General features: G+C 66.6%; 21 protein-coding genes and 1 pseudogene. 4 read left to right on the top strand and 18 right to left on the bottom strand.

Annotated features, from left to right (window positions below):
- Both C1876_RS17950 and aguA read right to left on the bottom strand, forming a co-directional pair.
- A pseudogene (locus tag C1876_RS17950) lies at positions 1 to 133 on the bottom strand (putrescine carbamoyltransferase); the annotation flags it as partial.
- A gap of 86 nt (positions 134 to 219) precedes the next feature.
- Positions 220 to 1,338, bottom strand: coding sequence for an agmatine deiminase (gene aguA, locus C1876_RS05970; protein WP_114545800.1), 1,119 nt, complete (start codon positions 1,336 to 1,338; stop codon positions 220 to 222).
- A 213-nt stretch (positions 1,339 to 1,551) separates the two neighbouring features.
- Between aguA and C1876_RS05965 the strand changes: the two genes are divergently transcribed.
- Positions 1,552 to 2,340 (top strand): helix-turn-helix transcriptional regulator, encoded by a 789-nt coding sequence (locus tag C1876_RS05965; protein ID WP_114545799.1) that lies wholly within the window; start codon positions 1,552 to 1,554, stop codon positions 2,338 to 2,340.
- A 21-nt stretch (positions 2,341 to 2,361) separates the two neighbouring features.
- Here C1876_RS05965 and moaC read toward each other — a convergent pair whose 3' ends face one another.
- A complete protein-coding gene (moaC, locus tag C1876_RS05960) occupies positions 2,362 to 2,862 on the bottom strand; it encodes a cyclic pyranopterin monophosphate synthase MoaC (protein WP_114545798.1) in 501 nt (166 codons plus the stop codon).
- 19 nt (positions 2,863 to 2,881) lie between these two features.
- A complete protein-coding gene (gene moaA, locus C1876_RS05955) occupies positions 2,882 to 3,883 on the bottom strand; it encodes a GTP 3',8-cyclase MoaA (RefSeq protein ID WP_114545797.1) in 1,002 nt (333 codons plus the stop codon).
- A gap of 307 nt (positions 3,884 to 4,190) precedes the next feature.
- Here moaA and C1876_RS05950 point away from each other — a divergent pair, with 307 nt between their 5' ends.
- Both C1876_RS05950 and C1876_RS05945 read left to right on the top strand, forming a co-directional pair.
- Entirely contained in the window at positions 4,191 to 4,481 is a 291-nt protein-coding gene (locus C1876_RS05950; protein WP_114545796.1) for a hypothetical protein, read from the top strand.
- Positions 4,478 to 4,744 carry a toxin-antitoxin system antitoxin subunit gene (locus C1876_RS05945; RefSeq protein WP_114545795.1) on the top strand — a complete coding sequence of 89 codons (267 nt, stop codon included), beginning with the start codon at positions 4,478 to 4,480 and terminating at the stop codon, positions 4,742 to 4,744. The genes C1876_RS05950 and C1876_RS05945 overlap by 4 nt, the downstream gene beginning before the upstream one ends.
- Before the next feature lie 12 nt (positions 4,745 to 4,756).
- Here the strand turns inward: C1876_RS05945 and C1876_RS05940 are convergent, their stop codons facing one another.
- From C1876_RS05940 to C1876_RS05895, 10 genes are all read right to left on the bottom strand, one after another.
- Complete coding sequence (locus C1876_RS05940; RefSeq protein WP_114545794.1) at positions 4,757 to 5,869, bottom strand: sulfate/molybdate ABC transporter ATP-binding protein; 1,113 nt, start codon at positions 5,867 to 5,869, stop codon at positions 4,757 to 4,759.
- Positions 5,869 to 7,332, bottom strand: a complete 1,464-nt coding sequence (modB, locus tag C1876_RS05935) for a molybdate ABC transporter permease subunit (RefSeq protein ID WP_114545793.1) — start codon at positions 7,330 to 7,332, stop codon at positions 5,869 to 5,871. Before modB ends, C1876_RS05940 begins: the two co-directional genes overlap by 1 nt.
- A gap of 80 nt (positions 7,333 to 7,412) precedes the next feature.
- Positions 7,413 to 8,342 carry a molybdate ABC transporter substrate-binding protein gene (gene modA / locus C1876_RS05930; RefSeq protein WP_114545792.1) on the bottom strand — a complete coding sequence of 310 codons (930 nt, stop codon included), beginning with the start codon at positions 8,340 to 8,342 and terminating at the stop codon, positions 7,413 to 7,415.
- A gap of 163 nt (positions 8,343 to 8,505) precedes the next feature.
- Positions 8,506 to 9,108 (bottom strand): ABC transporter ATP-binding protein, encoded by a 603-nt coding sequence (locus C1876_RS05925; RefSeq protein WP_114545791.1) that lies wholly within the window; start codon positions 9,106 to 9,108, stop codon positions 8,506 to 8,508.
- Positions 9,101 to 10,267, bottom strand: a complete 1,167-nt coding sequence (locus tag C1876_RS05920) for an ATP-binding cassette domain-containing protein (RefSeq protein WP_114545790.1) — start codon at positions 10,265 to 10,267, stop codon at positions 9,101 to 9,103. The genes C1876_RS05925 and C1876_RS05920 overlap by 8 nt, the downstream gene beginning before the upstream one ends.
- 10 nt (positions 10,268 to 10,277) lie before the next feature.
- Positions 10,278 to 11,225, bottom strand: coding sequence for an ABC transporter permease (locus tag C1876_RS05915; RefSeq protein WP_244910057.1), 948 nt, complete (start codon positions 11,223 to 11,225; stop codon positions 10,278 to 10,280).
- Positions 11,218 to 12,207, bottom strand: a complete 990-nt coding sequence (locus C1876_RS05910) for an ABC transporter permease (protein WP_114545789.1) — start codon at positions 12,205 to 12,207, stop codon at positions 11,218 to 11,220. The genes C1876_RS05915 and C1876_RS05910 overlap by 8 nt, the downstream gene beginning before the upstream one ends.
- Before the next feature lie 16 nt (positions 12,208 to 12,223).
- The gene (locus C1876_RS05905; protein WP_114545788.1) at positions 12,224 to 13,876 is read right to left on the bottom strand and encodes an ABC transporter substrate-binding protein; all 1,653 of its coding nucleotides are present in this window, start codon (positions 13,874 to 13,876) and stop codon (positions 12,224 to 12,226) included.
- Between the two features lie 123 nt (positions 13,877 to 13,999).
- Positions 14,000 to 16,147 carry an NAD-dependent DNA ligase LigA gene (gene ligA, locus C1876_RS05900; RefSeq protein WP_114545787.1) on the bottom strand — a complete coding sequence of 716 codons (2,148 nt, stop codon included), beginning with the start codon at positions 16,145 to 16,147 and terminating at the stop codon, positions 14,000 to 14,002.
- A 156-nt stretch (positions 16,148 to 16,303) separates the two neighbouring features.
- Entirely contained in the window at positions 16,304 to 16,831 is a 528-nt protein-coding gene (locus C1876_RS05895; protein ID WP_114545786.1) for an HdeD family acid-resistance protein, read from the bottom strand.
- Between the two features lie 247 nt (positions 16,832 to 17,078).
- On the opposite strand from C1876_RS05895, the gene C1876_RS05890 reads away from it, so the two are divergent.
- Positions 17,079 to 17,951 (top strand): NAD(P)H-hydrate dehydratase, encoded by an 873-nt coding sequence (locus tag C1876_RS05890; RefSeq protein WP_114545785.1) that lies wholly within the window; start codon positions 17,079 to 17,081, stop codon positions 17,949 to 17,951.
- Between the two features lie 40 nt (positions 17,952 to 17,991).
- Here the strand turns inward: C1876_RS05890 and C1876_RS05885 are convergent, their stop codons facing one another.
- The 4 genes from C1876_RS05885 to C1876_RS05870 all read right to left on the bottom strand — a co-directional run bounded on the left by C1876_RS05885 (position 17,992) and on the right by C1876_RS05870 (position 22,897).
- The gene (locus tag C1876_RS05885) at positions 17,992 to 19,587 is read right to left on the bottom strand and encodes a L,D-transpeptidase family protein (RefSeq protein WP_114545784.1); all 1,596 of its coding nucleotides are present in this window, start codon (positions 19,585 to 19,587) and stop codon (positions 17,992 to 17,994) included.
- A gap of 130 nt (positions 19,588 to 19,717) precedes the next feature.
- The gene (acpS, locus tag C1876_RS05880) at positions 19,718 to 20,308 is read right to left on the bottom strand and encodes a holo-ACP synthase (protein ID WP_114545783.1); all 591 of its coding nucleotides are present in this window, start codon (positions 20,306 to 20,308) and stop codon (positions 19,718 to 19,720) included.
- Positions 20,301 to 22,130, bottom strand: a complete 1,830-nt coding sequence (gene glmS / locus C1876_RS05875; RefSeq protein ID WP_114545782.1) for a glutamine--fructose-6-phosphate transaminase (isomerizing) — start codon at positions 22,128 to 22,130, stop codon at positions 20,301 to 20,303. The genes acpS and glmS overlap by 8 nt, the downstream gene beginning before the upstream one ends.
- 101 nt (positions 22,131 to 22,231) lie before the next feature.
- Positions 22,232 to 22,897, bottom strand: a complete 666-nt coding sequence (locus C1876_RS05870) for a TetR/AcrR family transcriptional regulator (protein WP_114545781.1) — start codon at positions 22,895 to 22,897, stop codon at positions 22,232 to 22,234.
- Positions 22,898 to 22,936: the final 39 nt, after the last annotated feature.

The following is a 22,936-nucleotide window of genomic DNA, read 5'->3' as shown; positions in this document are numbered from 1 at the left end:
TTTGGTCCTTGAGGATCAGCGGGTAGCGGCCGCCCTCCTTGATCATGGTCTTCATGGAGCGGGCCAGCTCGATCATGTCGAGCAGCTCTTCTTTGGTGAAGTCGTTGGTGTCGATGTAGTCCTTCACGGTCATGCGGGTTCTCCTTAGCTTCGAGGAGGCGGGCCGCGCAGGGGCGGCCCGCCAACGGATGCGGACGGTTCAGGTCGAGAGATGCTCGCTTACGCCTGGGCGGCGATGGCAACCGGGTCGGGCTGCTGCAGCGCCATGCAGTGGATGTTGCCGCCGCACAGCGACCACTCGCGCGTGTAGATCTTGATGATTTCGCGGTCGGGCATGAGTTCGGCGAACATGTCGCACGCCACCTGGTCCATCGGGTCGCCGTACTGCGGAACCAGCAGGCCGCCGTTCACGAAGTAGCTGTTGATGTACGTGATGGCCAGCGGCAGATCGGCCTCGCGGGACGCGGCGTCCTTGCAGATGTCCACGCCGGCGCTCTCCTCTTCGGAGATGCGGATGATGCCGGGAATCGGGATCTTGTGGATCTCGAGCGTGCGGCCCTTCGCGTCGGTCTGGCCGTTCAGCGTGTCGAACGCGGCCTTGAGGTTGGGGTACTGCGGGTTGTCCTCGTCGTCGGTCCACGAAAGGGCGATCACGCCGGGACGCACGAAGAAGCACACGTCGTCGATGTGGCCGTCGGTCTCGTCGAAGGCCATGCCGTCCTTGAGCCAGATGACCTTCTCGAGGCCCATGTACTCCTTGAAGTACTCCTCGACCTCTTCCTTCGTCAGTTCAGGATTGCGGTTGTGATTGAGCACGCTGTTCTCGGTGACGATGAGGGTGCCTTCGCCGTCGATCTGCATGGCGCCGCCCTCGAACACCATCTTCGTCGCGTCGTACGCGTCGTAGTTCTCGAGGTCGAGCAGCTTGGTGGCGAATTCCTGGTCGCGCTTCCACGGGAAGTACAGGCCGCCCTCAAGTCCGCCGTACGCGTTCCATCCCCAGGTCACGCCGCGCATATCGCCTTCGTCGTTCACCACGTAGAACGGGCCCTTGTCCTGCGCCCACGCATCGTCGATGGTCATCTCCACCACGCGCACCTCGTGCGGAAGGCGGGCGCGGGCGTTCTCGTACTGATCCGCCGAGCAGAACACCGTGAGCGGCTCGTGCTTGACGATCTCCTTCGCCACCTCCACGAGCACGGCCTGCGCGGGCTTGCCGCCGTTGCGCCACGTGTCCTGACGCTCGGGCCAGATGAGGAAGTCCTGCTTGCGCGGCTCGAACTCTCCGGGCATGCGGTAGCCGTCTTTTTTCGGGGTGCTGTCGGTGATGATCTTCATGGCGCTGCTCCTTCGCTTGTCGCTTGTTCGCTTTGCGGCGATCCTAACCACTGACTGCATCCTACCGGCGCGCGGCAGACGCGGTCAGTACCCGCGAGGAGGGCGTTCAAACAGTACCCCGCCCCTCGGGGGTACCCGATCGGGTACCCCCGATAAGACGCGGCTGTGGTACGATTGAGGCAACCGTCGAAGGCGAAGGCAAGGAGCGGACCTGTGGTGGAACTCAGCGACAGCCGATGGAGGTCGATCGACGACCTTTTGCTCACGTTCTACGAAGCGACGGACCTCGCCGACCTGCGCCGGCGCGTCATGACCGGCTTCAAGGAGCTCGTTGCCTACGACAAGGGCTTCTTCGACCTGTGCGACGCCGACCAAAGCGAGCGCTTCGTGTTCTACGATCCGGTATCGGTGGACATGACCGACGAGGAGCTGCTGTCGTACTACCAGTCCTACCAGGCCGCCGACTTCGTGGCCTGGCTGTTCTCGGTGAACAACCCCGTGGTGTACCGCGATTCCACCATCGTGAGCGACGAGGCGCGCGAGCAGTCGGAAATCTATCGCGAATGGATGGTGCCCATGAACATCCATTTCAGCATGGGCAGCACGCAGGTGGCGCGCGGCAGGATTTACGGCTCCATCACGCTGTTCCGCCATCGCGGCGCGCCGGATTTCACCGTGGAGGAAGAGGAGTGCCTCACCGTGCTGAACCGGCACCTCTCCGCGCAATTGGCCGCCGCCTACCCCGACGGGCTGCATCGCGACGAAGGCGGCGCGCTCGTGGAGCGCTCGACCCTCACCGAGCGCGAACAGGAAATCGCCGGGCTCATCGCCGAAGGATTGAGCAATCAGCAGATCGGCCTGCGCCTGTACATCTCGGAGAACACCGTGAAGAAGCACGTGAAGGGCATCTACCACAAGATGAACGTCTCGAACCGCCACCAGCTCATGGCCGAGCTCTACCGCAACGCCGAAATCGTGGTGGATGCGAAAGAGCGCCCCTGACAGGGGCGCTCCCGACGCTTGTTAGGCGCGCTGCCAGAGGCCGGACTTGCCGCCTTCTTTTTTGAGCAGGCGTACGTCCATGATCTCCATGCCGCGGTCGACCGCCTTGCACATGTCATAGACCGTGAGGCACGCCACGCTGGCGGCAGTGAGCGCTTCCATCTCAATGCCGGTCTTGCCGGTGACGCCGCAGGTGCAGGTCACATGGATGCCCACGAGGCCGTCGGCGCGCTCCCCCGCCGCGACGGGGTCGCACTCCACCTTCGCCTTCGTGATGTTAAGCGGGTGGCACATGGGGATGAGCGAGCTCGTCTGCTTGGCGGCCATGACGCCGGCCACGCGCGCGCACGCCAGCACGTCGCCCTTCGCCGCCTTGCCCTCCACGATGAGCGCGAGCGTCTCGGGATGCATGGCGATGAAGCCCTCGGCCACGGCGATGCGCTCGGTGTCGGCTTTCTGCGACACGTCCACCATGCGCACATCGCCGTTGTCGTCGATATGGGTGAGTTGCTGTTCAGACATGGGGTTCTCCTTGGTTGACCTAGCCGCCGATTTGCGACATGCCGCGCTCGGTGCCTACTTTGTCGTGGTGCTCGTCGGGCTTGGCGCCCAGGGCTTCGGCGAACACGGCGCGAGCCGCGTCCTCGTCGCCGGAGCGCAGCGCGCCTCGCAGGTCGTACTCGTCGTCCGAGAACAAACACGGACGCAGCTTGCCGTCGGCCGTGAGACGCAGGCGGTTGCACTCGCTGCAGAAGTGGCGCGACAGCGGCGAGATGAAGCCCACCGTGCCCATCGCGTTCGGGAACTCGAAGTAGCGCGCGGGGCCCCACCCGAGCGGACGGTCGGTGCCGGCGGGCACGAGCTCGTCCATGCCGGCAGCGCGGGCGCGCTCGTTGATGATCTCGAGCAGCTCCTCGCTCGGCACGACATCGTCCTTGCCCCACCCGCAGCCGTGGCTTCCGGAGCTCTCGCCCACAGGCATGTACTCGATGAAGCGCACGTGCAGCGGCCGGTCGATGGACAGCTTCGCGAACTCGAGGTAATCCTGGTCGAGGCTGCGCACGGCCACCGCGTTGATCTTCACGGGGTTGAACCCCGCCTCGAGCGCCGCGTCGATGCCGTCGAGCGTCTGCTGCAGTTCGCCGCGCCGGGTGATCTGCTTGAACTGCGCGGGGTCGAGCGTGTCGAGCGAGATGTTCACGCGTGACAGGCCCGCCTCCTTGAGGTCGGCCGCCATCTTCGGCAGCAGCACGCCGTTCGTGGTCATCGACACGTTCTCAATGCCGGGCGTATGCGCGATGGCGCGCACCAAATCCACCACGCCGAGGCGCACGAGCGGCTCGCCGCCCGTCAGGCGGATGCTGCGGATGCCCATGCCGGCCGCAACGCGCACGGCTTCCTCGATCTCCTCGATGCGCAGGATGTCCTCGTGCGCAAGCGATTGCACGCCTTCTTCGGGCATGCAGTAGATGCAGCGGAAATTGCAGCGGTCGGTGAGCGATATACGCAAATAGTCGATGGTACGACCATGACTGTCTTTCATGGGGGCTGGCCCCTCCCTTCTCGTCCGAGGATAGCATACCGCATGAGAGGGCGGCCCATCGCGACAATATCCGCTGCGGTTTTGCTAGAGGTGCGCTGGAAGCGCGCCAAAGAGACATTCGATCCATGTGCGATCTACGTTCGATGCACGTCGGATTCGCGCCAGATTCGCATGAGAGCGGCGTTCGACGCACGCCATCTGCGCATAAGACCAGATCAGTATACTAATAGAAGCGAACACAACGTCGCCTTCATTGCCTTTCGCTCTATTTTGTATTATAATTTCGTATCACAAAAGGATGATCGCCATGGATCTACCCGAACAACGCCTCGTCGTGCACCCGCGCATCCAGAAGCGCCATCCAGACGTGTTAGAGGAAGATGTGCGCACTGCTTGGCGCAACGCCGTGCGGATTCAAAAACGTGAAGGATCGTTCGACGATCGCTATCTGGCCGTCGGAATCGACCAACGAGGACGACTACTCGAGATAACCGCTGTTCGGCTTGATCGCGAAACCGTACTTGCGTTTCACGCAATGAAGGCGACAGTCAAGGCCGTCACGGAGCTCGGCCTCAAGACAAAGAGGAGAAGGTCATGACCTACAAAACCATGAACGGCACCGTGCTCACCGATGAATTGCTCGATATGTGGGGGGACGCGTGCGAACGCGGCGACTATCCAGGCACACCTGGCGAGATCGTGGTGGGTCGGCCCCGCATCTCGACCGAAGAACTGACAACCGTGACGTTCAAACTTCCCCTGTCCCAAGCGAAAGCTCTGGACGACACCGCCAAACGTGCAGGTGAAACCCGCTCGCAGTTTCTCCGCTCCCTGGTGAGCGACGCACTTTCGAACGCCTAGCACACCTCGCCCCTACTTCGACACGAGGTATACCTTGTCGGGCGGGATGCGAATCCACAGCTCCTCGCCCTCGTGCGGCAGCGCTTCGGCGTCAACCTTGAGCTTGTCGACGCGCCAGAACAGGTGCTGATGGAGGTACTTCATCTCGTCGTCGGTGCGCGCCACCGTAGGCGTCGCCGTCTCGTCGCGATCGAGGAAACCCAGCAGCACGGTGCGCTCGAAGCGCGAATCGCTCACGCGGTCGACGCGCACGCGATAGCAGTTCTCGCCGGGCCCGTCGGCGCGCTCGAGATAGAACGCGCGCACCCCAAGCGCCTTGACGTCCTCGGGCACCTCGTCGCGCGTCACGGCCTCGATGCCCCACTTCGGCAGCGACACGCGGTGAGCGTCGAGCCGTTCGGCCGCCGTCGCGTTCTTGCAGCCCGACAGCTTCACGCCGGCCAGCGACTGCGGGCGGTTCACGAGGTCGTCCCCCGTGCCCGTTTCCATGATGCGTCCGGCCTCCACCACGGCGATGCGGTCGCAGAAGCGCAGCGCTTCGTCGATATCGTGGCTCACGTACAGCACGGTGCCGTGGAAAGCGTCGAACAGGCTCACGAGGTTCTGCTCGAGCACGCTTTTCAGGTGCGCGTCGAGTGCGGAGAACGGCTCGTCCAGCATGAGGATGCCCGGGCGCGCCGCCAGCATGCGGGCGAGCGCCACGCGCTGCTGCTGACCGCCCGACAGCTGCGCCGGGTAGCGCGCGTCGAACCCTTCGAGGCCGAAGCGCTTGAGCTCGGCGGCCACCATGGACGCGCGGTCGGCCTTCGACACCTCGCGCCCGATGCCCGCGGCCACGTTCTCGGCCACCGTCAAGTTCGGGAACAGCATGTAGCTTTGGAACAGCAACGCCGTCTTGCGCTGCTGCGGCTTGAGGTTGATGTGCTGCTCGGAATCGAAGAACACCTGGTCGTTCACCACGATGCGCCCTTCGTCGGGCGTCTCGATGCCGGCGATGCAGCGCATGGTGAGGCTCTTGCCGCACCCCGACGCGCCCAAGAACCCCAGCGTCTCGTCCCCCGCCTCGAACGCCACGTCGAGCGTGAAGGTTTTGAACGCCTTCCTGATGCTCACTTCAAGGCTCATTACGCATCAGCTCCTCGGCGGTACTTCGTGGTGCGCCTGCTCCACAGGTTGATAAACAGGATGACGATGAAGCTGAACACCATGATGATAGCCGTCCAGAACATAGCCACGTCGGTGTTGCCGTTCATCCACTCGAAGTAGATGGCGATGGGGATGGTGCGCGTGATCCCCAAGTAGTTGCCGGCCAAGAACAGCGTGGCGCCGAACTCGCCGAGGGCGCGCGCGAACGACAGCACCGTGCCCGCCGCGATGGACGACCACGACAGCGGCAGCATGAGCTTGAAGAATATCTTGCCGTTGCTCCATCCGAGCGTGCGGGCCGCATCGAGCATGTTCGGATCGAGGTTCTCGAACGCGCCGCGCGCGCTGCGGTACATGAGCGGGAACGCCACCACCACGGCCGCGATGACCGTGGCCTGCCAGCTGAAGATAAGCGGGAAGCCGATGTCGATGAACCACTGCCCGAGCGCCGTGTTCTTGCCGAACGCGAGCAGCAGCAGAAAGCCGCACACCGTGGGCGGCAGCACCATGGGGATGGTGAAGATGGAGTCCGCGATATCCTGCGCCCGCGCCGGGATGCGCAGGCTGAAGTACGCGGCCGCCAGGCCCAGGATGAAGATGAACACGATGGCGGTGAGCGTGGTTTTGAGCGTCACCCACAGCGGGCTGTAGTCGATGCCCTGCAGAAACGACGTGAGCGCGACGAATCCGGTGGGAGCCCCCACGACGCTCACCTCATCGGCGGGCGCCAGGGTGGCCATGTCCGCATGGGTGAGCCGCACGTGCGACGGATTGCCCGTATCGGTCACGTCCGAGCCGTCGGCTCCGATGACGCACGCGTAGAACTCGCCCGACTTGAGCTCCTGGTCGAAGCGGTACTCCACGCCTTCGTACTCCACGATGGGCTCGCTCGAGAATATCCAATTGCCCTGGCGCGTCAACACCGAACCGCCTTTGGAGTTTTCGGAATCCAACGCGATGAGCAGGCTCTTGAGGTACGAGCGGCTCTCCGACGAGCTCTTGTCGAACCCGCCCTGCTCGGCGACGTCGTTCGGCACGTAGACGACGATGCAGGCGTCGGTGGCGATGACCGCAAGGCTGCCCGGCTTGTCGGACACGAAGTACCGGTACCCCGCGTACGCGCCATCGACGTCGCCGTTGCTGCCCACCTGCGAGCGCGAGAAGTCCTCGAGCGCGAAGGGGCTGCCGTCCATCGAAGCGGCCTTTCCATCGGCAGCCACGTGCACGGCGTCGTCGGCCGCCGTGTCCTCCTGCGCCGTCGCGGCCCCCGCGCCGCCGTCCGCAGCGGCCGCGTTGGGTGCGTCGAGATCGCCCTCGTCATCGGCGCCGGCCAAGGCGGTGCCGGGGACGAAGGCGATCGTCATCGCCAGCGCGCACGCCGCGAAGAGCATCGCGGGACGCGCAAAGGCGCAGGCGATGCGGTCAGTCAGGGTGTTGTTCATAGGGCGTCCTTGTCGCACGGAAAGGATGGGCTCGAGCGATCCCATCCTTTCCTTGTCACTATACCGTATGTGCGTCGCTGTTAGGAAACGAGCTCGAAGCCCCACTCCTGCCACAGCTTCTTGGCCTCGGCATCGGTGGTGGCCCACTCGATGAACTCGGTCGCGGCCTCGGCCTGCGTGGAGTCCTTGCAGATGGCGGCCGGATAGATGATGTTCTTGTGCGTGTCGGCCGGCACGACGCCGATAACCTTCACGCCGCCGAAGCGGTACACGTCGGAGCTGTACACGAACGCCACGTCAACGGCGCCGGACTGAGCCTGCTTGCACACGTTGCCCACGGAGCTCTGCAGGTTGATCTTGCCCTCGAGCGGCGTGCCGTCGTAGGAGCCGTCGGTGCCGGCGCTGTCCTTGCCGGTCTTGCCGTCGGCGTCGGTGAAGCAGCCGATGGTGGAAAGCGCCTGGTTGGCATAGTTGCCAGCCGGCACGGAGGCGTCGCCCACGGCCACGGTGTAGTCGCCCGTGGCGATGTCGTCGAGCGTGAAGTTCTGATCGGCGCCGTAGGTGGCGGCCAGCTCGGAATCCTCACCGGCAACCATCACGAGATCGTTCTTGAACATGTCGAAGCGCGTGGCCTCGTCGACGTAGCCCTTCTCAACGGCGTCGTCCATCTTGCCCTTCGAGGCGGAGATCAGCACGTCGGCGTACGCGCCGCCGGCCAGCTGCTCGTTGAGCTCGCCCGAGGACAGGTACTGCGTGTCCTTGAACGTCACCCAGTCATGATCCTGCGTGTAGAGCTGCTGCACGGCGTCCATGGCCTTCGACAGCGAGTTCGCGGCGAACAGTTGCAGCTCGACAGCCTCGTGCTTCTCGGTCTCGGCCTGAGGCTCGGCCTGCTGCTGCGGCTCATCGGCCTTCTGCTCGGCGGGCGCCGAGCAACCGAACAGCGCAAACGCGCCCACCATGGCGAACGCGCAGGCTGCCGCAAGCACAATGCGGATATGCTTCTTCATAGATTCCCTTCCCTGACTCTCTCAATTCCGACGGAGCTCGAATCAGGAACATCGCGCACAGCGCAGAACCCCATCCCATTCGAACTGCGCCTTATATTATTCTTTTGAATGATTATAGTCAAACTTGAATATTATTAGCCCAGCATGTTTTCCGGTGAGAAGCCTACTCCTGCACCAAATCAACCACGCGCGTGGCGATGCGCTCGGTGAGCGCCGGAGAATGCGACACGAACACGAGGCCGATGCCGCGACGCTCGGTCTCGGCCACGAGGAAACGCCAGATCTGCGCCTGGGTGACGGCGTCGAGCATGGTGGATATCTCGTCGGCCACGAGGTAGCGCGGGTTCGCCGCCAGCGCGCGGGCGATGCAGAAGCGCTGCAGCTCGCCGCCCGACAGCTCGTGCGGGAAGCGCGTCAGCCACTTGCGTTGAATGCCCAGGTCATCGAGGAGGCTCTGCGGCACGTTCCCCGCCTCGGCCAACGTCTGCTCCATGCGCATGCGCGGGTCGACGGCCGTCTCGGGATGCTGGAGGATGAGCTGCACGGGGCATGCGCCGCGCTTCGGCAGCGGCGCGCCGTCCACGAGGATCTCGCCCTTGTGCGGGCGTTCGTACCCGGCGAGCAAACGGCAAAGCGTCGTCTTGCCGAAGCCGGACGGGGCGCTGAGGGCCACGCGCTCGTGCGCGTCGACGGCCAGGTTGAAGCCGCGGTACAGCGGGTCGCGCGCACCGGGATACGCGTAGGCGATATCGCGCGCCTCAAGCATGGGCGCCCCCTTCCGCGAAGTCGTGCTCGGGCAGCGCGTGCCACAGCTCGCGGCTGAACGGGTGCGCGAGCGTGTCGGGGCTGGCAAAGTTCGCGACCGCCGTCTCCTCCACCACGGTGCCGTCGCGGAACACGGCCACGCGGTCGGCCACGCGCAGCGCGAGCTCGATGTCGTGCGTGATGAGCAGCACGCCGCCGCCCGCGTCAGCGAAGTCGCGGAAGTCGGCGAGCGCTGCCAGCGCGAGCGGCAGGTCGAGGCCGGGCGTGGGCTCGTCGGCGATGATGAGGCGCGGATTGTCGATGAGCGCGCAGCACAGCAGCACGCGGCGCGCCATGCCGCCCGAGAGCTCGAACGGATAGAGGTTCGCCGTCTCCTCGCCCAGGTCGTAGCGCGCGAACAGCTCTGCACGGCGCGCGCGGCGCTCGGCCAGCGGCACGTCCGGATGGGCGAACCCTTCCACCTGCCGACCCACCTTCATGAGCGGGTCGAGGTGGTTCACGCTCTGCGGCACGAGCGAGATGCCGCGCCCGCGCAGATGCGCAAGCGACGCGGCGTCCTCCTGCTTGCCGTCGTACCAGATGCGGCCGCACACGGTGGCGTTCGGCTCGAAGAGACCCAGGATGGCGTCGGCCAACAGCGTCTTGCCGGAACCCGACGCGCCCACCACCGCCACGATCTCGCCCACATGCACCGAGATGCTGAGGTTCTCGATGACGGGCACCGCCCGCTGCTTCGCCCGAAAGAACGGCGCGTTCTCGTCGTACATGCGAAACGCCACGCTGAGGTCCTCCACCTGCAAGAGGTGGTGGCCATGCTCATGATGGGACACGGGCGCATGCGTATGATGATGGTGGGTTTTCATGTCCTCATGAAGGGTGGCCTCATGGGAAGCAGCCTCATGGGGCTCTCCCTCTTTTATGGCGCGGGGAGGCGCTTGCGGGCTGGGTGCTTCGTCCGCGCCGCTTCGCGACGGGTGCGGCGCGCGCTCGGGGCGGCCGTCGACGCCCGCATCCCCAACCTCCTGCCGCGCCAAGGAGGCAGAGGAAGCTCCCTCGCTCCCCACCAGCTCGTCGGTCAGTCGTTCCAACTCGGCGGCTGCCTCGTACAGTGCTCGCTCGCGGGCGGCGAGCGCTTCGGGCAGCGGGTTCGTTTCGCTCATGGTGCGCCTCCTATTCCTGCGAGCTGTGCGGGTCGATGAGCTTGCGCAGGTTCGACCCCGCCACGTCGAACAGCAGCACCGTCGCGATGAGCGCGAGGCCCGGGAACACGGCGAGCCACCACATGCCGGCCGACAGGTAGCCCATCGACTCGCTGAGGATCACGCCGATGGCCGGCTGCTCGGGCGGCAGGCCGAAGCCGAGGAACGTCACGGCCGCCTCGTGCAGAATGGCATGCGGGAACAGCAGGATGAGGCCCACGAGGAACTGCGGCAGCACGTAGGGCAGCATGTGCTTCGTGGCGATGCGCACCGGGTTCTGGCCTAGCTTGCGCGCCACCGCCACGAACGTGGACTGCTTGCACTGCAGGATCTCGGCGCGGATGACGCGCGTGAGGCTGGGCCAGTGCGTGATGGCCACACCGATGGTGACGCCCCAGAAGCCCTTGCCCAGCGCGAACGAGATGAGGATGAGCAGCACGATGTGCGGCACGCCCATCATGAGGTCGATGAGCCAGGTGACCACCGCGTCGGCCCGCTTGCCGCCGAGCGCGGCCACCGCTCCCATGACGAGCGCGATAAGCGCCGACACCGTGGCCGCCAGCAAGCCCACGAGCACGCTCGTGGACAGGCCCGCCAGCGTGCGCAGCAGCATGTCGCGCCCCATCCAGTCGGTGCCGAAGGGGTGCGCCAAGCTGGGCGCGAGGTTCTTCTGCGCGAAGTCGCTCACCATGGCGGCATCAGTCACGAGCATGCCCGACACCACGACGGCCGCAAGCGCCGCCACGGCGAACACCATGGCCGCCAACGTGAGCTTGCGGTTGCCCACCCGCGCCTTGCGCGGGCGATGCAGCACAGGAGCCGGAGCGGGGACGCCTGAGAGGGATCCTTCGACTCCGGCGGCTTCGCTGCCTCCGCTCAGGATGACAGAGGGGCGGGTTCCTTCGATGACGTCAGGCACGCGCTTTCGCCTCCCCTCGGCGAATGCGCGGGTCCACCACGCCGTACAGCATGTTCGCGATGAGGTTGCCGCCGAACACGAAGGCCGCCGACAGCACGGCGATGCCGGCCAGCAGCGCCACGTCGCCGCCGAGGCCCGCCGTCACGGCCGCCTGCCCGAGGCCCGGATACGAGAACACCTGCTCCACCAGCACCGACCCTCCGAAAATCTCCGAGATGGACGCGAACTGCAGCGTGAGCGCCGGCAGCGCGAGGTTGCGCAGGCCGTGATGGCGCAGCGCGCCCCACGTGCTGAGGCCGCGGGCGCGGGCGAAGCGCATATAGTCGCTTTCCAGCACGTCGATGGTCTTCTCGCGCGTGTGCAGCGCGATGTTCGCCACCCCCACCACCGACAGCGTGAGCGCCGGCAGCGCGAGATGATGCAGCGCGTCGGCGAAGGTCACGTCGGACGCCGCCACGCCGATGGGCACCGAGAAGCCGAACGGGAACCACCCGAGCCACACCGAGAACACGATGAGGAACACGAGCCCCAGCCAAAACGTGGGCACCGAGGCCAGGAGGAAGCAGTAGCCCTTCACGATGCGGTCGACGAGGCGTCCCCGGTTCGCGCCGGCCAGGATGCCCAGCACGAATCCGAGGACGCCGCTGATCACCCAGGCCGTGGCCATGAGCGCGAGCGAGTTGAGCGCGCGCGTGGCAATGACGTCGGCAACCGGCGCGTTGTAGCGCAGCGACGTGCCCAGGTTCCCGTGCACGGCCGCCGTGATCCAGTTGACGTAGCGCTCCCACAGGGGCGTGTTCACGCCCCAGTACTCGGCCAGCTGCGCGCGCTTGGCTTCGCTCATGTTGATGTAGGCCGCCTGCCCCACGTTCGCCTGCACGGGATCGACGGGGGAAATGCTCACCAGCACGAACGTCACCAAGCTCACGGCAACCATCAGCAGAAGGAACTTCAGTATGTTGCGAAGAATGAATCGGGGCATGGTGGGATACTATAGCCTACTTCCAGCTCCATTGATCGACGTTGTTGACGAGCGACCAGCCATGACCGTGCGGATGCGGCTTCTGCTCGGCAACCTTAAGGTTCTCCTTCGCGAAGTACAGGTGGTCGATGTTGGCGAACCACACCCAGGGCGCGTCGCCCTGCGGCGCGATGCCCTCTTCGCCGTCCCACTGCGCCTTCTTCCAGAACTCGAACGAGTCCTCCACCTTCGGCTGCGCCAGCGCCTCGTCGAGGTAGGCGTCCACGGTCGCGTTCTCTTCGCACGCGTAGTTGCCCGTGCCCTTGGAGTAGTTCAGGTTGTAAATCTCGGTGGGAGCGTTCGTGCCCCAGCCCCACACCACCGGGTCGGTGAACTGGTGCGGGTACAGGTCGTCCCAGCTCGCGCCCTTGATGTTCACCTCGATGCCCAGCTCTTTCATCTGGTTGGCGAATTCGGCGGCGATGGCCTGGCGCACGGAGTCGCCGGCCGAGTAGTACAGCTCGAGCGAGGCGCGCGTGCCGTCCTTCTCGCGCACGCCGTCGGAGCCGGCCGCCCATCCGCCGTCGTCGAGCAGCTTCTTCGCCTTCTCAACATCGGTGGCGCACTTCATGTCGGGCGAGGACCACGGCATGCCGTCGCCCACGCTGTAGGCGATGGTGCCGTAGCCGTTCAGCACGTTCTCGATCATCTTCTCGCGGTCGACGCCGTAGTTGATGGCCTGACGCACAGCGAGGTCGCAGGTCACGTCGTTGCCGGTGGCGTATTCGCCGCCCTCGTCCTTCTTGGTGCCGCCTGCGGGCACCGTGGGCAGCGAGATGCCGCGCGAGTCAACCGACGCGCAGTTAAGCAGGTCGTAGCCCGTCGGCTGGTTGGCGGCGTAGGTTGCGGCCGTGTAGGCCACGTCCACCTGGCCGGACTGCGCCGCGGCGAGCGAGGCGTCCTCCTCCATGAACACCACCACGACGCGTTCCATCTTCGGCGCCTCGCCGTAGTAGTCGGGGTTCGCCTTGAGGATGATCTGCTGGCCCTTGTCCCACTGCTCGAGCAGGTAGCGGCCGCTTCCGATGGGCTTGTCGCCGTACGAATCGTCGTAGGCGTGCTCGGGCACGATGCCCACCACGGCCAGCGTGTACAGCAGCGCGTTGAACGGCTTGTTCATGCTGATCTCAACCGTGGTGTCGTCGGTGGCCACGGCCTCTTTCACCATGGACATGTCGCATTCGGACGCTTCGGAGTTGATGATGCCGTTGATGGTGAAGGCCACGTCCTTGGCCGTGAGCGGCTGGCCGTCGGAGAACTTCACGTCGTCGCGCACCTTGAACGTCCACGTCATGCCGTCCTCGGACGCCTCGTAGGACGTGGCGAGGTCGTTTTTGAAGTCGAGCTCGGTGGTGGTGGTGATCAGCGTCGACTGGATGAGCGGCTCGTGCACGTGCTCGCCGCAGCCCCACGACACGAGCGGGTCAAAGCCGGCCGCGGGCTCGGAACCCGTGGTCATGGACACGATAACCTGGTTGGCGGGCTGCGTCGCGGCCGCATCGCCCGCCGCGGCCGCCGGAGCTTCCGCGTTCTCGCCGTTCGAGCATGCCGCCAGCAAGCCGCCCAGCGACAGCGTGGCCGCGCCCGCGCCGGCCACCTTCGCGAACTGACGTCGAGTCAAAGATGCCATGTGAATCCTCCCGGTGTGTTACGAATCAAGATTGCGTAACACACTATAGCAGAGGAACGGTCATTGTGGTGTTACGAATCCGTCATCCGTAACTCCCCCAGGCGAACGGCAGGTTTGGCGGTGCTATTCGGCGGAGGCTTCGGGGGCCTCGGGGGCTTCGCCTGTTTCGATGATGCGCAGGAGCGCGGCCTCGTCGAGCACCGGCACGCCGAGCGACACGGCCTTGTCGTACTTGGAGCCGGCAGCCTCGCCGGCCACGACGAAGCTCGTCTTCTTCGACACGCTGCCGCTCACCTTCGCGCCGTACGCCTTGAGGGCGGCGCCGGCCTCGTCGCGGGTCATGCCGCTGTCCACGAGGCTGCCCGTGAGCACGAACGTGAGGCCCGCCAACGTCTGCGGCAGCTGCTCGCCCGCGTCCACGGCCGCGTCGGCAAGCGCCACGCCGTGCGCGCGCAGCCGCTCGATGACGGCCACGTTGTCGGGCGTGCGCAAAAACAGGAACACGCTGCGGGCGATTTTCGGGCCCACGCCGTCGATGGCGGCGAGGTCTTCCTCCGAGGCCTCCATGAGCGCTTCGATGGAGGGGTACGCCGCGGCCAGCAGCTCGGCGATGGTCTTGCCCACATGCCGGACGCCCAGCCCGAACAGCGCGCGGGCGAAGGGGCGGCCGCGGCTCTCGTCGATGGCGGCCACGAGCTTCTTCGCCACGGTGGCCCCGAGGCGGATGGGCTCGCCGTCCTTGTTGACGCGGCCCATGTCGACGAGCGACAGCTCAACCTCGTCGAGCGTGTAGTAGTCGGCCACGTCGGACAAGCGCCCGCTTTCCACAAGGCGCGACACGATCTCCTCGCCCATGCCGTCGATGTCCATGGCGCCGCGGCTGGCCCAGTGCAGCAGGCGTTCCAGCGCCTGCGCCGGGCAGTCGATGGAGATGCAGCGGAAGTCCACCTCGCCTTCCTCGCGAATCACCGGCGACCCGCACGACGGGCACGCAGCGGGCATGTGCCACACCTGCGCGTCGTCCGGACGCAGCGCCAGCACGGGGCCCAGCACCTCGGGGATGACGTCGCCCGCCTTGCGCACGATGACGGTGTCGCCCACGCGCACGTCCTTGCGCTGCACCTCGTCCTCGTTGTGCAGCGTCGCGCGCGCCACGGTGGAACCCGCCACCACCACCGGCTCAAGCTCGGCCACGGGCGTCAGCTTGCCCGTGCGGCCCACCTGCACGGTGATGTCGCGCAGCAGCGTCGTCTTCTCCTCGGGCGGGAACTTGAACGCGATGGCCCAGCGCGGAGCGCGCGCCGTGTAGCCCATCGACTCCTGCTGCACGAACGCGTTCACCTTCACCACCACGCCGTCGATCTCGTACGGCAGGTCCTCCCGGCGCTCGATGGCGCGCTCGCAGAACGCGTGCACGGCTTCGCGCGTCTCGCACAGCTCCACGTCGGGGTTCACGTGGAAGCCGGCCTCGCGCAGCCACGCCAAAAGCTCCCACTGCCCGCTCACGGCCAGGGCGCGCTCGTCGGCCACCGCGTAGATGAACGTGGACAGGTCGCGGTTCGCCGTGATGGCGGGGTCCTTCTGGCGCAGGCTGCCCGCGGCGGCGTTGCGCGGGTTCGCGAACGCCTGCTTGCCGTTGGCTTCGGCGGCCACGTTGAGCGCGTCGAAGCTCGACTTCGGCATGTACACCTCGCCGCGCAGCTCCACCGTGGCATCGGGGTTCACCACGGCGCCGAGCGCGCCTTCGCGCAGGCGCAGCGGCACGTCCTTCACCGTGCGCATGTTGGCGGTGACGTCCTCGCCCGTCGTGCCGTCGCCGCGCGTCGCCGCGCGCACCAAACGGCCGTCCTCGTACGTCAGCGCGATGGACGAGCCGTCGATCTTGAGCTCGCACACCACGGGCACCATGCGGCCGAACGCCTCCACCACGCGCTCGATCCACGCGTCGAGCTCGTCCAAGTCCATCGCGTTGTCGAGCGAGTACATGCGGCGCTCGTGGCGCACGGGGGCGAACTGCTCGCCCACGTAGCCGCCGACGCGCTGCGTGGGGCTCGACGGGTCGATGAGCTCGGGATGCGCCGCCTCGAGCACGCGCAGCTCGCGCATGAGCGAGTCGAACGCGGCATCGGACAGTTCGGGGGCGTCTTGCGCATAGTACAGGTAGCTGTGGTGCTCGATCTCGCGGCGCAGCGCGTCGATGCGCGCGGCCGGGTCGCTCGTCGCTTCCGCGAGCGCCTGTTCGTCGAGCAAGGTCTGCTGTTCGTCTGCCATAATGGTCACCGTTTCACGCAATCGGGAAGAAGGCCCCGAGCGTATCGGGGCCTTCGCTAGGTTTCGTCAGAATTCTACCACGAGCCGCCATACGCCACGCGCTGGGCTCAGGGTTTCAGCAAACGTTTCACGCGCGGACGGCGCGCGCTGGCGTCGCTAGGCCGTGATGGCCTTGCCGGTGTTCCATCCGAAGAAGATGAGGGACGCGCCGCGCATCAGGATGAACACGGACAGGAAGATGCCCAGCATGGCCGGCGCGATGAAGAACGTAATGCCGCACAGCGCGCCGATGATGCCCGAGAACAGCATCCAGCCCCACATGGACACGCCCGCCTTGCGCACGGTGAAGGCGCCGATGGCCTCGAACACGCCGAACACGATGAAGAACGCGCCGATGAACCACGCGAGCGCGCCCGCCGACACGAGCGGGTTCAGCAGGAACAGGATGCCCAGCACGATGTCGAGGGCTCCGTAGGCCAGCGCCCAACCCGAGAGGTTCATGGATGTGCGGAAGCGGAAGTAGTTGATGATGTCGAAGACGCCCGACACGAGGAACGCCGCGCCGGCGATCACCGTGATGGTGACGAGGGCAAGGCCCGGCGCCATGAGGAAGAAGATGCTGCAGATGATGAGCAGGACGCCTGCGATGATGAGGCCCCAGTCGTGCTTGGAAGTGGTATCCATGAGATGTGCTCCTTGGTGGTCATGAGGTGCGCCGCGCAACTCCCGAGGGGCGGCGTGCGCGACGTTCTCGAAGGTCTCCATCATTTTAACGCACCGAGAAGGTCGGAAATGCCGCCTCGCCAACCCGTTTACGCACGGTTACGGGCCTTTTAGCACACGGCGACGAACGCGCCGCACCCTCGCGCGCCGCGGCGATACGCGGTAGAATGCGCTCACGTGCTTTCTCGACAGAACAGGCGGTGCGCCCATGGAGGACGTTCGAGACTACAGCGTTGACGAATTGGTGGCCCTCATGCCGCTTCCGGACGACGACACGAACAAGTACGCCCGCGGAACGCTGTCCGCCATCGTGGGCAGCGAGCGCTATCCGGGCGCGGCGTGCCTCTCGGCCTACGCAAGCCAGCGTTTGGGCGCGGGCTACACCGAAGTGTTCACCCACCCGTCCGCCGTGCCGCTCGTGCAGGGCTTCCGTCCCTCCCTCGTCGTGCGCCCCCGCGCCGCCCTCGGGCCGAACCTCGCCCCCTCGGCGCCGCGCAAGCCGCGCGCCTACCTCGTGGGCTGCGGCTTCGACGCCGACGACGCAGCCACCGACAAGCTCGTGCACTTCACGCTCAAGCATGCCGACGCGCCCGTGCTCGTGGACGGCACGGGGCTTGACGCGCTCGCGTCCGCGAAGGGACGGCGCCTGCTCAAGCGGCGCTTCTTGAACGGGCAGCCCACCGTGATCACGCCCCATGGCGGCGAGGCGGCGCGCCTTGCCCGCCCGCTCGACCTGCCCGCGGACGACCCGTGCGCGCTCGCGAAGGCGCTCTCGCTCGCCTACGGCGTGATCGCCGTGGTGAAGGGGCCCGTCACCTATATATCGGACGGGGACGAAACGGTGCGCATGGCGCACGGCACGCCGGCGCTCGCGAAGGCGGGCACGGGCGACGTGCTGGCCGGGATGATCGGCGCGCTGCTGGCGCAGGGGCTCGACCCGCTCGAGGCCGCGGTGCTCGGCGCCGAGCTGCACGCCCGCGCGGGGCGCGCGGCGGCGGCGCGCTGGTCGGCCATCGCCGCGACGGCGGAGGACGTCATCGAGTGCGTGCCCGCCGCCCTGGCGGAGCTGGTGGGCGCCTAAGGCGTCCCGCACGGCGCCACGCGCCCCGGCGGCCGCGATCCTACCAGTGGCTCACCACGACGTCGCCCACTTCGACGAGGCCGTACAGCTCGGTCGCCTTCGAGGGCGGCAGGTTCACGCACCCGTGGCTGCCGTAGCCTGACGAGTACCGCGAGCCGCCGAACTCCGGCTGCCATTCGGCGTCATGCAGGCCGATGTAGTTCTCCACGAAGGGTATCCACGCCTGCACCTCGGTCTTGTATTCGGGCTCCCCCGTCTCCGGCTTCATCTGGCCGATGAGCTTCGAGGGGCTCTCCTTGCCGTTGATGACGTAGACGCCCTCGGGCGTGTCGTGCTCGCCGTCGGGCGTGCCCGTCACCACGTCGGACTCCCACACGAGCGCGCCGGCGTCGTCGTAGAAGCGGGCGTGCTGCTCGGTGAGATCGATGTCGACGTAGCGCTTGCCCCAGTCGCGGCCGTGCAGGCCGTCGAAGGCGCCCGCCTCCTGCTCGCACGGGATGGGCACGTCGCCGGTTTGCGCGGCGTTCACGCCGTTCATCACCGTTTCCTGCAGCTTGCTCTTGTCGACGATCCAGCCGTACACGCCGCCCGATACGGTGACGTTCTTGCCGTCGTCGCGCGTGAACGTGCGGCGCGCCTGGTACGTGTTGCATTCGGACGCGATGTCCTGCACCCACGCGGCCACGAGGTCGCTGTCGATGGCCACCGACGCATCGTCCTGCAGGCGCATCCAGTCGGCAATCTGGTCGGCGTTCACCTCGGCCACCACCGTATCGGCCAGCTTGAGGTTGAAGTCGGCCTTGAGCAGCGCGTTCGCATCGCTCGCAGCCTTCGTCAGGCGCTCGTCACTCGAGAACAGGGTGGGCTGCTGCAGCGCGTCCTCGGTGATGACGGCCGTTGCGCTCAGCTCGGCCACGGCGGCGTTCACCGTTTCCACCACCTTGTCCGCGTCGAGCGTCTGACCGGTGGTTTCCTCGCGCACCACGAACTGATGCGCGCCGCCGTCGTAGTCGAGGCCGGCGTTGCGCGGCGGGGTGGCGTTCGCGTTGAAGGCCTCGACGGCCGCGCGCACGGCATCGTCCAGCTTGCCGTTCGAAGTTGCCAGTTTGTCGGTTTCGTCGTGGGCGGCGAACAGCTCGACCGGCCACGCCCACGGGTTCATGTCGGCGTGCATGGCGTCGGTGATGCGCTCGCTGTTGATGCCGGTGCCCATGTCGGACGACGTCAGCTTGAGCGAGAAGTCCTGGCCGGACACGTCGAGCGTGTAGTTCTTCGCCACGTCGGTGAGCAGGTCCTGCACCTCAGCGGAGGTTTTGAGCGACACGTCCTTGCCCATGATGGTGGTGTTCGGCATGAAGCGGTCCATGAAGGTGAACGCGCCCGCGAGGTACACGATGACGAGCAGGGCCGCCACCGCGCCGCCGAAGATGAGACCCACCTTCTTGTTGAGCTGCGGCTTTCCGGGCTTGCGTGCGTCGCCGGAGCCATGGCGCGCGCTCCGCGCCGCCGGCACGAACGAGGCGAACTCGTCGGACGGCGCGGCGAACTCGTTGGCGTCGTCGAAAGGATCGGCCCCGCGCTCGCCGTGTTCGCCCTGCGTGTCGTGCGTGCCCTGCGTGTCGTGGGTTGGCGTCATAGCGTCTCCTCGTCTCTCCCCTGGCGCGTTTCACTCCAACTTACCGAGTTTGGGGACCCTTTTCAATGGTTTCGCCCGAGATACACGACGAACGGCCTACCCCCCCCCAGCGGCAAAATGCACGCGCGCGTCAGCGCGGCGCGTCTTCGGGAGCTTGCGGCGCGGCGGGCTTGTCCAGCTCGTCGAGCATGCTGCGCGCCTCCTTGAACTGCTTCGCCAGCTCCTCCATGGGGTTGACGCGCTCCTCTTGCGCGCGCACCGAATCCTCGGTGATGGCAAGCGCGCAGGCAACGGCGTCGGTGTGCGTGTACGACAGCGACAGCGGCAGCTCGCGCACGCCCTGCTCGGCCGCGATCTCCTTCGCGCGCCCGTGCAGCACCACGAAGGGACGGCCCTTCGCGTTGCGGCGCACCTCCACGTCGTGGTTCGCGATGCCGCGCGAGAATCCGGTGCCGAGCGCCTTGAGCACGGCTTCCTTCGCCGCGAAGCGCGTGGCGTAATGAACGTCCGGCATGGCCGTGGCGTCGCAGTAGGCGCGCTCCTCCTCGGAGAACACCTTCTCGCGGAAGCTCGGCGTGCGCTCGAGGATACGGCGCATGCGCGCGATTTCCACGATGTCCACGCCCAGGCCTACGGCGCCCTCGACGCCTTCGAAGGCCGAGGACGCGGCTTCGGCAGCGCTTGAGGTTGCGGCCCGCTCGGCCGCCGCTTCCCTACTCAACGGTGACCGACTTCGCCAGGTTGCGGGGCTGGTCCACGTCGCAGCCGCGCTCGACCGCGATGGCGCGGGCGAACAGCTGCAGCGGCACGCTTGCCGTGATGGCGCTGAACGCGTCGCGCACCTTCGGGATGTAGATGACGTGGTCGGCGTGGTGCTTGATGTCGTTGTCGCCCTCGGTGGCGATGGCCACCACCATGGCGCCGCGCGCCTTCGCCTCCTGCAGGTTCGACACGAGCTTGTCGTACACGGGGCTCTTCGTGGCCACCGCGATGACGGGGAAACCCTCGTCGATGAGCGCGATGGGGCCGTGCTTCATCTCGCCGGCCGGGTAGGCCTCGGCGTGCAGGTAGCTGATCTCCTTGAGCTTGAGCGCGCCCTCGTACGAGATGGCGGCGCCCATGCCGCGTCCGACGAACAGCGCGCTCGAGGCGTCCTTGCATGCGCGCGCCGCCTCATCGATGGCGGTCGAGTCGGCCAGGATGCGCTCCACCTGCTCGGCCGTGTCGGCCAGCTCGTGGAACAACAGGCGCACCTGGTTCGTCTTGAGCTTGCCCTTCACCTGGGCAAGCAGCATGGCCAGCAGCGTGAGGCTCACCACCTGGCCCAGGAACGATTTGGTGGACGCCACCGCAATTTCCTTGTTCGCCTTCGTGTAGATCACGCCGTCGCTCTCGCGCGCCACCGGAGAGCCCACCACGTTCGTGATGCCGAACACCTTCGCGCCCTTCACGCGCGCGTCGCGGATGGCGGCCAGCGTGTCGGCCGTCTCGCCCGACTGCGACACGGCCACCACCAGCGTCGACGGCGTGATGATGGGGTTGCGGTAGCGGAATTCGCTCGCTACCTCCACCTCGGTGGGGATGCGCGCCCAGCCTTCGATGAGGTTCTTCGCGATGAGGCCGGCGTGGTAGCTCGTGCCGCACGCGATGACGTACACGCGGTCGATGAGGTTGAGCTCCTCGAGCGTGAGGTCCAGCTCGTCGATGGACAGCGCGCCGTTCACGAGGCGGCCGGCCAGCGTGTCGCGGATGACGCGCGGCTGCTCGTGGATCTCCTTGAGCATGAAGTCGGGATAGCCGCCCTTCTCAGCCACGTCGAGGTCCCAATCGACGTGCGTCACCTCGGGCTCGTACGCTTCGCCGCGCACGTTGTAGAACGTCGCCGCGTCCGGCGTGAGCTTCGCCATGTCGCCGTCGGCCAGCACCACCACGTCGCGCGTGTCGTCGATCATGGCGATGATGTCGGAGGCCACGTAGGCGCCGTCGTCCGCAAGGCCCACCACGAGCGGCGAGTCCTTGCGCGTGACCACGAGCGTGCCGGGAGCTTCTTCGCTGATCACCGCGATGGCGTACGCGCCGATGAGGCGCTCGGCCGCGTCGCGCACAGCCTGCAGCAGGTCGTGGCTCTCGGCGAGATTCTCCTCCACGAGGTGCGCGATGACCTCGGTGTCGGTCCGGCTCGTGAACGTGTGGCCGCGGCCCTCCAGCTCTTCGCGCAGCTCGGCGAAGTTCTCGATGATGCCGTTGTGCACGACGGCCACGCGGCCGTCGCAGGAGGTATGGGGATGCGCGTTCGCCTCGCTCGGGCGGCCGTGCGTGGCCCAGCGCGTGTGGCCGATGCCGCAGGTGCCGGTGAGGTCGAGGGGCTCGACGAGCCGCGCGAGGCCGCTCACCTTCCCCTTGCAGTGCACGACTTCAAGCTTGCCGTCCTGCTCGACGGCGATGCCCGCCGAGTCGTATCCGCGGTACTCGAGCCGCGACAGGCCTTCGATGAGGATGTTCTGCACGGGACGCGACCCCGTATAGCCAACGATTCCACACATGCGAGCTGCTCCTAACGCGCGGGGCTTGCCGCGGAATGCGTCGCGTGCGCGAGTGCGCCACGCGACGCGCAACGCGGAAGCGGTGTTTGACGTGCGCTATTCTAATGGATAAGCCCCGGGCGGGCGTTCGCGTGCCGTACGAAGTCGCAAATTCGCTCAATAAATGCATCTTTCCCGTCACTCGGGCGGGCGGCTCCGCGCGAGCGCGACGGAGCCGGGGTGCCGGTGAGCGGCCCCTCGTCGCCCATGTAGAACAGCGTCGTGGTCAGCACCATGCCGATGAGCGCCACCGCCTCGAACGCGGGGTCGATCTCGGGGCGGATGATGCCCTCCTGCTGCCCGCGGGCAAGCTGCCCTTCCAGCACGTCGAGCAGGCGCCCCTCGTAGTTGCGCATGGAATCCGACCACACGCGCCCCTCGCGCCACAGCTCGGACACGAAGAAGCGCCCGAACGCCTTGTTCTCGAAGATGCGCGTGGCGAACAGCTCGATCATGCCGGTGAGCGCGTCGGGCGCGTTGGAGGCTTCTTCGGCGCAGCGCTCGAAGCCCTCGATGAGCTCGCCGAGGCCGGCTTCGAGGATGCTCTCGGCCATGGCCGCCTTGCTTTTGAAGTGGTAGTACGCCACGCCCTTCGACACGCCCGCCGCCTCAACGATCTCGTCCACCGTCGCCGCCGAGTACCCCTTCTCGCCGATGACCGTCAACGCCGCGTCGAGCAGCTGCCGCCGCGTCGCGTCGGCCTTGTCGCTGCGCCTTTTTCCCGTCATGGAATCACCCCCGCGGCCCGGCGGGAAGCGCCGGGCCGT

The organism is Eggerthella sinensis (assembly GCF_003339815.1).
In the GTDB taxonomy this organism is placed as follows: domain Bacteria; phylum Actinomycetota; class Coriobacteriia; order Coriobacteriales; family Eggerthellaceae; genus Eggerthella; species Eggerthella sinensis.
This window is presented reverse-complemented; position numbering and strand designations above follow the sequence as displayed.

Excerpts from the sequence above, each read along its gene's own strand:
- aguA (WP_114545800.1), bottom strand. The coding sequence starts at position 1,338 with ATGAAGATCATCACCGACAGCACCCCGAAAAAAGACGGCTACCGCATG.
- moaC (WP_114545798.1), bottom strand. The coding sequence starts at position 2,862 with ATGTCTGAACAGCAACTCACCCATATCGACGACAACGGCGATGTGCGC.
- moaA (WP_114545797.1), bottom strand. The coding sequence starts at position 3,883 with ATGAAAGACAGTCATGGTCGTACCATCGACTATTTGCGTATATCGCTC.
- C1876_RS05950 (WP_114545796.1), top strand. The coding sequence starts at position 4,191 with ATGGATCTACCCGAACAACGCCTCGTCGTGCACCCGCGCATCCAGAAG.
- C1876_RS05945 (WP_114545795.1), top strand. The coding sequence starts at position 4,478 with ATGACCTACAAAACCATGAACGGCACCGTGCTCACCGATGAATTGCTC.
- C1876_RS05940 (WP_114545794.1), bottom strand. The coding sequence starts at position 5,869 with ATGAGCCTTGAAGTGAGCATCAGGAAGGCGTTCAAAACCTTCACGCTC.
- modB (WP_114545793.1), bottom strand. The coding sequence starts at position 7,332 with ATGAACAACACCCTGACTGACCGCATCGCCTGCGCCTTTGCGCGTCCC.
- modA (WP_114545792.1), bottom strand. The coding sequence starts at position 8,342 with ATGAAGAAGCATATCCGCATTGTGCTTGCGGCAGCCTGCGCGTTCGCC.
- C1876_RS05925 (WP_114545791.1), bottom strand. The coding sequence starts at position 9,108 with ATGCTTGAGGCGCGCGATATCGCCTACGCGTATCCCGGTGCGCGCGAC.
- C1876_RS05920 (WP_114545790.1), bottom strand. The coding sequence starts at position 10,267 with ATGAGCGAAACGAACCCGCTGCCCGAAGCGCTCGCCGCCCGCGAGCGA.
- C1876_RS05910 (WP_114545789.1), bottom strand. The coding sequence starts at position 12,207 with ATGCCCCGATTCATTCTTCGCAACATACTGAAGTTCCTTCTGCTGATG.
- C1876_RS05905 (WP_114545788.1), bottom strand. The coding sequence starts at position 13,876 with ATGGCATCTTTGACTCGACGTCAGTTCGCGAAGGTGGCCGGCGCGGGC.
- ligA (WP_114545787.1), bottom strand. The coding sequence starts at position 16,147 with ATGGCAGACGAACAGCAGACCTTGCTCGACGAACAGGCGCTCGCGGAA.
- C1876_RS05895 (WP_114545786.1), bottom strand. The coding sequence starts at position 16,831 with ATGGATACCACTTCCAAGCACGACTGGGGCCTCATCATCGCAGGCGTC.
- C1876_RS05890 (WP_114545785.1), top strand. The coding sequence starts at position 17,079 with ATGGAGGACGTTCGAGACTACAGCGTTGACGAATTGGTGGCCCTCATG.
- C1876_RS05885 (WP_114545784.1), bottom strand. The coding sequence starts at position 19,587 with ATGACGCCAACCCACGACACGCAGGGCACGCACGACACGCAGGGCGAA.
- glmS (WP_114545782.1), bottom strand. The coding sequence starts at position 22,130 with ATGTGTGGAATCGTTGGCTATACGGGGTCGCGTCCCGTGCAGAACATC.
- C1876_RS05870 (WP_114545781.1), bottom strand. The coding sequence starts at position 22,897 with ATGACGGGAAAAAGGCGCAGCGACAAGGCCGACGCGACGCGGCGGCAG.